A 10,941-nucleotide genomic window follows, 5' to 3' on the forward strand; every position below is an offset into this window, starting at 1 on the left:
GAACAGAGGCAGATTAGGGGGGTGACAAGTGCCCATTGATCCCACATTTAAAGGTGATCGGGCCGCGTTTGGCCCTTTGCCGCATTGGTCACAGGAAGCTTTTTTGAAAATGAGCGTGCGACACAAGTGACCCTAAACGTGCCATCCGAAGGCCTTGAGGCGACCAATACGGCAGCGGCGGCTGAGTTTAAGCCCAATGATGGCTTAACCGCGCGCCTGTTGACGATTGGCGCGGGCTTTATTCTGTTGACTGAATCCTTGTTTTTCCTGCCGACAATGGCCAGCCTGCGCGACGAATGGATCATCAATCGTTTGAACACAGCCGAGATTGTCGCTTTGGCCGTCACCGCGCCGGACTCCTATGGCTTGATGGGGGGACGCACGTCTGAATTGGTGCGCGCGGCAGAGATCCAGTCGGTGACTATTCTACAAAATGATGCACGTTTGGATGTGCTGGGCGGGACGCCAAAGGGCACGATCATCGACATTAATCCTGAAGCCCAGACCATTGGTCGCTCGCTGTCTGGGGTGTTGGAGGCCTATGCCGCGCCTAAGGGCCGCTATCTCCGCATTGTTGGTCGACCTCAGACCAATGCCGCGATCAAGCTTGAAGTGATCGTGGCAGAAGCGCCGTTGAAAGACTCGCTGATGCGGTCGACTTGGCAGGTTTTGCTCTCGTCCTTGGCTTTGTCTTTGACCATTGGGGCGTTGATTTATGCGGCATTGGCTGATGGCTTCGTGCGGCCGATGCGGCGCCTAACCCGAGCGATTACCCGCTTCAGCACCGCACCAACCGACGCCAGCAGGGCGCTCGTGCCTTCCGGCCGGGCCGATGAGATTGGCCAAGCGGAGGTCGCCTTTTCCGCCATGCAGGACACGGTGCGACAGGCCTTCATTCAGAAGGATCGCTTGGCGCAATTGGGCCTTGCGGTCTCAAAAATTTCCCACGATCTGCGCCATTCACTGGGTGCTGCCCAATTAGTGAGTGAGCGGTTGGCGTCGGTGGATGATCCGGTGGTGCGGGCAACCGCCCCACGACTTGAGCGCGCGCTTCAGCGGGCGGTGAATTTGGCGCAGTCCACTTTGGCCTTTGGCAAAGCCCAAGAGCGCCCGCCGGAGCGGGAGCTCCTCTATCTGTCCGATGCATTGGATGACGCGGCCGAGGAAGCCTTGGCAGGCCTGACCGTGCCTTGGCAGCATGAGGTTCCAAACGACCTTGAAATCGAGATGGATGGCGAGCATTTGCACCGCATCCTGACCAATCTGATCCGCAATGCCGCCCAAGCCATCGCCCAATCGGGTAAGCCCGGCACGATCCGCGCTTATGCAGCGGCGGAAGGTGAGCGCATTGACCTGCATGTGGTCGATACGGGGCCTGGCCTTCCCAAGCGCGTGCAGGACAATTTGTTTATGCCATTTGCCGGCAGCGGCCTGACAGGTGGTACAGGCCTTGGCCTCGCCATCGCGCGCGAACTCGCCCGCTTGAACGGCGGGGACATCGTCTTGGTCTCAACCTGCCAATCAGGTACGGACTTTGTCGTGCATCTATTGGCCCAAAAGGACGATGCAGCCGATGGTGACGTTTAGGCGTTAGCGGCTTCGGCTTCTTCCCGCTTTTCACGTTCCAGAATTTCGCGAGCCGGGCCGCGCGAAATGGCGAGAGCCATGATGATGCCAAAAATCCCGATCAAGGACGTGTAGAAGAAGAAAGCGGTGTAGCCAGCGGCCAAGGCTTGACCCGATACGCCCAACTTTGCGCCGCCTGCTGCAAAGGCTTCGGGCGGCAAGTGGTTGAACCACGGCTTCATGGCGGCCAGCCAACCCGTCTCAGACGCCTTGGCAGCGCCTTCCACGACGCGCCCTGACAGGGCGGTGATGATCTTGCCGGGGAGAGCATAGAGCGACGAAAACACCGCATATTGGGTGGCGGTAAAGCCCTCTTTCGTCAGCATGGACATATACATGATCAGGCACGTCCCCGCGAACATGCCCGACAAATTGTCGATGCCAATCGCGACATAAAGCGCTGGCACATTGGGGCCCGTCAGCGTGATGGCTATAAATGCCAAGTTTGAAAGTGGTTGCAAGAAGGCCCCAATCACGAGGCAGCGGAACAGGCCAAACTTAAGGACCAACCAACCACTTAACCCCGCCCCAATCGCACTCATGGCTGCGCCAAAGAATTTCTGGGCGTAAGCGATGGAGTCTTTTGAAAAGCCTGCGTCCAGATACATGGTCGACGTCAGATTGAGCACAAAGTCGGCCATCCGATAGACGCAGATGAACACCAAAATGAGGCTGGCCAAATCCTTATAGCGGCTGAAGAAGTCGGCCAGCGGGTCCGCCAAGGCGGCTTTGAAATAGGCACCCGGGCGGGTTTTCAGGCGGGGGATTTGTAAGCAGGCGACCACAACCAGACTGAGACCAATCAGGGCATAACCTACTTGTTGCCAGACACCCCACGGCTTGGCAGCCAAAGCGGCGCTCATCTCCTTTGTGCCGCCGTAAAGCCTACCAACCAACCAAGCCAAAGGCTCTGCTTTGCCGGCTAGGCCCACGGCCAGAACACAGGCTGCCAGCAGCATCAAAGCGATCCGCCCAACCCATTCCAAGCTGTCGACAATGCCTCGGTCGGGCACATCGGCAGGGGCAACCCATCGGGGTGCAGGCGCAGTCGTTTCGCGCGGGGCCAACAGGGTGGAGATAATGGCGAGACCCATAAAGCCTGCCATCGCAACATAGGCGACAGCCCAGCCCAGCCAGCCATATTGGTCGCCATTCAGCGCCTGAGCGACGAAGAGCGGCAGCGCGCCTGCCAAAAGGATCGCAACCCGGTAGCCCCACTGATAGGTAGCCGTCAAAACGCCCAAGCGATTGGCATCGCGGGCCACTTCGATCCGCCACGCATCAATCGCAATGTCTTGGGTGGCCCCTGCCAAGGCAATCAGCACGGCAAAACCCGCAAAGGGAATGAAAGCAGCGGTCGCATCGCCTTCTTTGGTGAAGGCCAGAGCTGGATCGCTGGTCGCCATCAATAAGAGGCCGACAATGACAATGGCTTGGGTCAGGAACATCCACGCGCGGCGGCGGCCCAACGCCTTATCCAGCACGGGAATGGCAACCCGGTCTACCAAGGGTGCCCAGAGGAATTTTAGCGCATAGGTGAGGGTGGCAAGCCCCATCAAGCCGATCAAAGCCAGCGAAGCCCCAGCTTCACGTAGCCAGATGGCTAAGGCCAAGCCAGCCAATTGATTGGGCATGCCGGCTGCAAAGCCCAGACCGAACATGACCAGCGAAGGCCGTTCGAAAAAGGCACCAACGCCGACTTTGTCATCTGCGCCAAGTTCTAATTCAGGTTCTTCCGCTTTTTTGCCAGCCATGGAGGTCCTCACAAGGATCAAGACCTCAAAAAGGCGTCCTGATTCAGGCGGCGAAAGTGGCCTGTCTGGACGCATTCGTCCAGCGCTCTAATACAGACGACAACATGGCCGGGTCGAGCGGCTTGGTAATGAAGTCATTCATGCCCGCATTCTTACAGGCACGACGGTCTTCTTCCATCGCGGCTGCCGTCAAGGCGATGATGGGTGCCTCAAGGAAGCGACCACCCAAGGCGCGGATGGCGCGGGTGGCTTCAAACCCGTCCATCACTGGCATATGCACATCCATCAGCACCAGATCATAGGGCGCGTCTTGTATGGCGCGCAGCGCCTCTGCCCCATTGCCAACCGCCACAACGTGACAGCCATTGCGCACCAAAAGCGACTTGGCCAAGAGCGCATTGATCGGATTGTCCTCGGCCAACAGGACCCGCAAGCCGATTGCAATCGGGGTCGTATCGGCGCGTTCGTCATTGGCGACCACAGGACGTGTATCGACGCCTTCGCCTGCCGCCAGTGCTACACGCTCAATCAGGGACGCGATGCGAAGGGGCTTAATCAGATAGCCGATCGCACCCTTGGCGCGATAATCATCGATCAGATCGCGGCGCTCTTGCGGGATGAGGGCGACCACGGGGCTGGCGCATTTCAGCCAAGGCGCAGCTTGTACGGTATCGGTATGGTGATCGAGCAGGATGACGCTTGCCTCTTTGGCTTGGCGCGGCGTTTCAACTTCTTCGACCACAGCACCTTCATCTTCAAGGGCTAGCTTGAGCGCCTCAACCAGAAGCACGGACTGGCTTTGAATGGCGATAGTTTTGCCCGTCAGGCGCTGGCTGCGGGCTGGGGCCGGGGTGACGGTCTCGAACGGAATATCGATCCAGAACACACTGCCACCACCCTCACGATTCTTGAGGCCAACTGTCCCGCCCAAGGCTGTGGTCAGCTTCTTCACGATGGCAAGGCCAAGGCCTGTGCCGCCAAAGCGACGCGAGTGCGAGGAATCGGCTTGCTGGAATTCCTCAAAGACGCGCTCCATCTTGTCGTCTGGAATGCCAATGCCGGTATCTTCCACGCAAAAGCGCAGGCGATTGACGCCCGTGGCTTCCAAGCGCAACAAGACGCCACCGTCCTCGGTGAATTTCACGGCGTTTGAGGCCAAGTTCAAAATGATCTGGCGCAAGCGGCCGTCATCGCCGGCGACTTCAACCGGTACATTGGGGTCAACTACGAGGACGATCTCCAGCGCTTTTTCATGCGCCCGGGGCGAGCAGAGTTCGGCGACCGATTGTAGTGTTTTGGCTGGATTAAAGACCATGGTCTCCAGCTCAATCTTGCCGCTCTCCAGCTTGGCGTAATCGAGGATATCGTTGAGCAGCGCCAACAAATGCTGACCGGAATCGGTGACCGCACCCAACCAGGAACGCTGTGCGCTGGTCAGCTCACTCATGGCCAACAGGCCTGCCATACCCAAAATCCCGTTCAGAGGGGTACGGATTTCATGGCTGAGGGTCGCAAACAACATGGTCTTCCCACGGGCCGTCTCGTCGGCATCGGGGCGGAACACACCCAATTGACTGCCGTCCTCGCGCTCTTGAATGGTCCAGCCAAAGCGGGCTTCATACCAAGGGGCAAAGGCACCCAAGGCCACTTGGTCGCCAAATCGCGTTATGGCCAGTTCGTTGGCTTCTAAAACACGGCCATTTTTGCTGGCGAGAATGGCGCAATCGGGCAAGTCGCTCAGAGCGAAAGTCAGGTTTGTCATGCCCGCACCCTAGCAGCGATGGGTTAAGGAATGGCTGCCCGGAGCTTCAGTCTTTTATTTTGGCCAGACATAGGGGTGGCGGACATAGCCAAAGGCGGGCAGGGCCTCATTGCCGCGCTTGAAGTCAAAGAAGGTCGCATTTTCCCAATGCGAACCTGTGCCCCAGCGCGTTTTGCAGGAGGTAGAGACCCAAGCCGGTTCCCAATAGACGACGCCAGCCCCGCCATGGCTGATCACGCCCTGGGTCAGGTCGACCAGATAGCGCAATTGGCCGTCCGGCGTGGCAGGATATTCCTTGATCAACGTATCTGGCCCCAATAGATTAGCGGCTTCATCGGCCCCGTCATTGGTCCAAGGGTAAGAGGTTTCAACCACAATCACCTTGGCCTTATAAGTGGCGCTGAGGCGCGTGATCGCAGCATTTAGGCCATCTAGGCCCTGGGTCGACCATTTCCGATAATAGGACAGGCCGATATAATCAAAGTCGGTCAAGCCTGCCTCAGCGGCCTTGGCAAACCAAGGCTCAGCATTTTCGGGTTGGGCGATATGGAGCATGATTTTAGGCCCGGTGCCTGTGGCCTTGCCAGCATCGCGCACGGCTTTGATTCCGGCTTTGAAAAGGGCCGCATTGCGGACCCAATCGGTGGACCGGGTTTCCCACTTCCAATCCTTCCGCCCCATCATTTCCTTATTGGTCTCATTGCCAACTTGGACCATGTGCGGCATCAGGCCTTCGCCCGCGAGCTTGATCAGTGTCTCAAAGGTGAATTGATAGACGGCGACGGCGAGGCCCTCCGTCGTCGGGATATTTTCCCACGCTTTGGGAATCCATTGCTTGTCGCCATCGGCCCAATCATCGGAATAATGGAAGTCCAACAGGACCGCTTGCCCACTCGCCTTGGCCCGACGCATGGAGCGGCGCACATCGTCAAAATTGCTGTAGTTTGTCCAGTCGGGATTATTCCACAAGCGCAGACGCACCAGATTGTGGCCGGTATCGGCAAATAGCTGATAGGGGTCGACGCGCTTGCCGCCTTGGCGATAGATCGCGCCGCAATCCTCCATCTCATTCACATAAGAGAGGTCTGCACCGAAATAAAAATCGGGATGGCTGGCCTGTTGAGCCGGTGCTGCAAGCCCTGACCGGACAAGCCCGCTGGCGGTTAAAAGTCCAAGCCCTGCGGCTAGTGCCTGTCGCCTAGAAAAAGTCATGCACCCACTCCTTGAAGCGGCTACATGACCATTCATATTGGCAGTGCGCAACACAATTAGGCGGCGATTAAGCCACTCTCAAGTGCTGCCTTTTTGATCGCAGCTTGCATTTTTTCAAATGCGCGCACTTCGATCTGACGGATGCGCTCGCGGCTGACCCCATATTGATCGGCGAGGTCTTCCAAGGTCACCGGATCATCGCGCAGGCGACGCTCGCGGATGATGTGCTGTTCGCGCTCATTCAAGGTCGACAAGGCCTGGTTCAGCAAGATCATGCGCTCGTCATGCTCTTCGCGCTCAGCATATTCGGTCTCGGCGCTCTCATCATCGGAAGCCAGCCAATCCTGCCATTCGCCGCCACCATCTTCACCAACGCGGACGTTGAGCGAAGCGTCGGGGCCCGACAAGCGACGGTTCATCGAAATGACTTCGTCATTCGTCACCGCCAATTGGGTCGCGATATAATTGACGTCTTCAGGCTTTAGATCGCCTTCTTCAATCGCCTGCATTTTGGATTTCATGCGGCGGAGGTTGAAGAACAGCTTCTTCTGCGCGGCGGTGGTGCCCATTTTGACCAAGGACCATGAGCGCAGCACATATTCTTGGATCGAAGCGCGGATCCACCACATGGCATAAGTCGCCAAGCGGAAGCCCTTTTCAGGGTCAAACTTTTTAACCGCCTGCATCAGGCCGATATTGCCTTCCGAAATCACTTCCGCCACAGGCAGGCCATAGCCGCGATAGCCCATCGCCATCTTCGCCACGAGGCGCAAATGGCTGGTCACCAGCTTTTCAGCTGCACCGGTATCTTCATGCTCACGCCAGCGCTTGGCGAGCATATATTCCTCGTCCTTGTGCAGCATCGGAAATTTACGGATCTCAGTGAGATACCGCTGAAGGCCCAGTTCTGGCCCTACATTAAGCGCGAGTGCGCGAGTCATATGTCCACTCCCCAAAAGAATTACCCTTGTAAGGCGGGTAATAGTAGGAGCGTCGGGGCAGGGATTTGGTTCCCGTTCCGGCGTTCGAGACTCCACTTAGGAGTGGGGTTGGGCAAAATAAAGGCCTGACCTGATGAATGATTGGTAAGGTTTCGTCATGGCTTGGATTAGAAGTCCTGATCCCACAAGAAAAGGGCCCTCTGACGACGTCAGAAGGCCCCATTCTGTATTGGATCGGTGGCTTAAGCCGCGCGGGCCAATTGGCGCAGCACGAACTGCATAATGCCGCCCGAGAAATAGTAATCGAGCTCGTTGGCGGTATCGATCCGGCTGATGACCGGGGCGATCACCACCGTGCCGTCGGCGCGGCGGATTTCGACTTCCATCTCTTTGCGTGGCGCGATGTCATTAATGCCATAAATGGACACCATTTCGTCGCCGACCAGATTGAGGCTGGCCCAAGTCACACCATCGCGGAACTGGAAGGGCAAGACGCCCATGCCGATCAGGTTCGAGCGGTGAATACGTTCAAAGCTCTCGGTGACGACAGCCCGGACGCCCAAAAGATTGGTGCCTTTCGCTGCCCAGTCGCGGGAAGAGCCCGTGCCATATTCCTTGCCTGCAAAGATCACCAGCGGCGTGCCAGCATCCTTGTAAAGCATGGCGGCATCATAGATCGGCATGACTTCGCCATCTGGCCAATGCTTGGTGACGCCACCTTCAACACCAGGAACCATTTGGTTCTTGATCCGGATATTGGCGAAGGTACCGCGCATCATCACTTCATGGTGGCCACGGCGGGCACCATAAGAGTTGAAGTCGATGGCCGAAACGCCATTTTCGGTCAGGAACTTGCCTGCGGGGCTCGATGCTTTGATCGAGCCTGCGGGCGAGATGTGGTCGGTGGTGATGCTGTCGCCAAACAGCCCCAGGACACGCGCGTGCAGAATGTCTTCCACACCCTTTGGCGTCATGGTCATGCCTTCAAAGTAAGGCGGGTTGGCAACATAGGTCGATTTGGCTGGCCAATTATAAGTTTGACCGCCAGAGACTTGGATGGCTTGCCAATTCACATCGCCTTTGAACACGTCGGCATAGCGACGGGCAAACATTTCTGCCGTCACATATTCGCGCATGATGGCAGAAACTTCGGCGGACGTGGGCCAAACGTCTTTCAGATAGACGGGCTGGCCATCAGAGCCTGTACCCAATGGCTCTTTATTGAGGTCCACTTGCATAGAGCCTGCCAGAGCATAGGCGACAACCAGTGGCGGCGAAGCCAGATAATTGGCGCGCGTATCTGGATTGACGCGGCCTTCAAAGTTGCGATTGCCCGACAACACAGAGGCTGCCACCAAATCACCAGCCACAATGGCTTTGGTGATTTCTTCAGGCAGCGGGCCGGAGTTGCCGATACAGGTGGTGCAGCCGTAACCCACCAGATTGAAGCCCATGGCATCCAAGTCAGACTGAAGGCCAGACTGGGTCAAATAATCCGTGACGACTTGCGAACCCGGTGCGAGTGAGGTTTTCACCCAAGGCTTTACGGTCAAGCCCTTGGCACGGGCCTTGCGGGCCACAAGGCCAGCGGCGATCAGCACCGAAGGGTTAGAGGTATTGGTGCAAGAGGTAATAGCCGCAATGACCACATCGCCATGGCCGAGGTCATGGTTGTGACCTTCCACGCCAACGCGCTTGGCCACTTCGCCAGCCTTGCCAAATTCGCCTTCGAGTGCGGTTTTAAACGCGGTCGCGGCATCGGCCACCAAGACGCGGTCTTGTGGGCGCTTGGGTCCGGCAAGGGAAGGTTGGACGCTGCCCAAATCGAGGGCCAATTCGTCGGTGAAGACGGGCTGACCCGCATCATGCTTCCACATCATATTGGCTTTGGCATAGGCCTCTACCAAGGCGACCCGGCCCGCATCGCGGCCGGTGGAGCGCAGGAAGTTGATGGTGTCTTCCGCCACGGGGAAGAAGCCGCAGGTCGCACCATATTCGGGGGCCATATTGGCGATGGTGGCGCGGTCTTCCAAGGTCATGGAATCAAGGCCGGGGCCAAAGAATTCCACAAACTTGCCAACTACGCCCTTTTTGCGCAGCATTTGGGTGACGGTCAGCACGAGGTCGGTCGCCGTTGCCCCTTCGGGCAATTTGCCGTCGAGCTTAAAGCCAACCACTTCGGGGATCAGCATGGAGATGGGCTGGCCCAGCATAGCAGCTTCGGCTTCAATCCCGCCGACGCCCCAGCCCAAAACGGCCAAGCCATTGATCATGGTGGTGTGGCTGTCGGTGCCGACAACGCTATCTGGATAGGCGACTTCGTCGCTGCCATCTTCGGCGGTCCAAACGGTTTGGGCCAGATATTCGAGGTTCACTTGGTGGCAGATGCCGGTGCCAGGAGGCACTACACGGAAGTTCTTAAATGCGCTTTGGCCCCAACGCAGGAATTCATAGCGCTCACCATTGCGATCATATTCAAGGTCAACGTTCTTGGCGAAGCTGTCGCCCTTACCGGCATAATCCACCATGACGGAGTGGTCGATCACCAGATCAACAGGGATCAGCGGATTGACCTTCTCCGGGTTGGAACCCAGCGCTGCTGCGGCATCGCGCATGGCGGCCAGATCGACCACGGCAGGCACGCCGGTGAAGTCTTGCATCAGCACGCGGGCAGGACGGAAGGCGATTTCGTGTTCGATCTTGCCTTTGTTCTCCACCCATTTGGCGACCGCTTCGATATCGGCCTTGGTCACCGTGACGCCATCTTCGGCGCGCAACAGGTTTTCCAACAGGATTTTCAAAGTCACGGGCAGTTTAGAAACATCGCCAAGACCATTTTTCGAGGCAGCTTCTAAAGAATAATAGACATAGGTCTTGTCGCCGACAGTCAGAGTCTGGCGAGATTTAAAACTATTGAGTGAGGGCATGATAAGCCGTCCTTTGTTCGAGCGAGTTAATCATCACTGGATTGCCCTTAACCAGAGGCTAACAAGCAATCCACGCTTCGCCCGCAAGGGTCGCGCGCTTGTGAGCGGCGTATCGACCGGCGGATTGCCACCGTGTCCGGCAGCGCCGCTGCTTTAGCGCGGAAATGGTTAAAGGTCTATGGTGGGTTTCATCGCGGTCGCTGCGGTCCTCACGGACAATTTCAGCCAATGGGGAATGCCCCGTCTCCGGCTTCCCCGGCACCGACGCACGCGCCGATGTCCGCCGAAGGCGGTGAATGGGAACGCGCGGCAAGAGCTGCGCATCTATACGCGCGGACAAGCGCAACTGTTGTTGCGCGATCCATTTGTTGGGCTTTCTATCTAGAAGCGTTTTGGTGATCCTTCCGGCCCACCAAACCGCTGTCTCAATTGTTCTTGGGACCTCTGGGTAGTCAAGTGTCCGTTTTCTTTGAAAACGGATCGCTTAGCGACGCAGCAAAGCTGCGCACTTGACGACCCAGATGTCGCGGGCAAGCTCGATGATCTATTTTGGTGAAACCTAGGTTGCACCAAAATAGATCCAGATCGGCAGCACAAATTCGCCCAGCAACACCCTAAGGCTAAGGCGCGCTCCCCTCTCCACTTGGGAGAGGGGACGGGGGTGAGGGCTGACGCGCGCAATAATTGAGGGCTGAGGTCTAATCTAAATCCCTAAATAC

Annotated in this window: 6 protein-coding genes; 1 reads left to right on the plus strand and 5 read right to left on the minus strand. The window is 57.4% G+C overall.

All coding sequences use genetic code 11. The annotated features are described in order from the left end of the window. The first annotated feature begins 126 nt into the window (after positions 1 to 126). A complete protein-coding gene (locus tag ACOVRA_RS13045) occupies positions 127 to 1,587 on the plus strand; it encodes a sensor histidine kinase (protein ID WP_421720679.1) in 1,461 nt (486 codons plus the stop codon). Here ACOVRA_RS13045 and ACOVRA_RS13050 read toward each other — a convergent pair. The 5 genes from ACOVRA_RS13050 to acnA all read right to left on the minus strand — a co-directional run bounded on the left by ACOVRA_RS13050 (position 1,584) and on the right by acnA (position 10,222). Continuing rightward, positions 1,584 to 3,380 (minus strand): AmpG family muropeptide MFS transporter, encoded by a 1,797-nt coding sequence (locus tag ACOVRA_RS13050; protein WP_421720680.1) that lies wholly within the window; start codon positions 3,378 to 3,380, stop codon positions 1,584 to 1,586. The two genes, ACOVRA_RS13045 and ACOVRA_RS13050, sit on opposite strands and share 4 nt — an antisense overlap. Before the next feature lie 43 nt (positions 3,381 to 3,423). Next, a complete protein-coding gene (locus ACOVRA_RS13055) occupies positions 3,424 to 5,142 on the minus strand; it encodes a response regulator (RefSeq protein ID WP_421720681.1) in 1,719 nt (572 codons plus the stop codon). 54 nt (positions 5,143 to 5,196) lie between these two features. After that, a complete protein-coding gene (locus ACOVRA_RS13060; RefSeq protein WP_421720682.1) occupies positions 5,197 to 6,354 on the minus strand; it encodes a glycoside hydrolase family 53 protein in 1,158 nt (385 codons plus the stop codon). A gap of 56 nt (positions 6,355 to 6,410) precedes the next feature. Next, the gene (gene rpoH, locus ACOVRA_RS13065) at positions 6,411 to 7,295 is read right to left on the minus strand and encodes an RNA polymerase sigma factor RpoH (protein WP_290808069.1); all 885 of its coding nucleotides are present in this window, start codon (positions 7,293 to 7,295) and stop codon (positions 6,411 to 6,413) included. A 242-nt stretch (positions 7,296 to 7,537) separates the two neighbouring features. Further along, entirely contained in the window at positions 7,538 to 10,222 is a 2,685-nt protein-coding gene (gene acnA / locus ACOVRA_RS13070; RefSeq protein ID WP_421720683.1) for an aconitate hydratase AcnA, read from the minus strand. Positions 10,223 to 10,941: the final 719 nt, after the last annotated feature.

Origin of the sequence: Aquidulcibacter sp. (assembly GCF_049239865.1) — a bacterium.
Classification (GTDB): Bacteria; Pseudomonadota; Alphaproteobacteria; order Caulobacterales; family Aquidulcibacteraceae; genus Aquidulcibacter.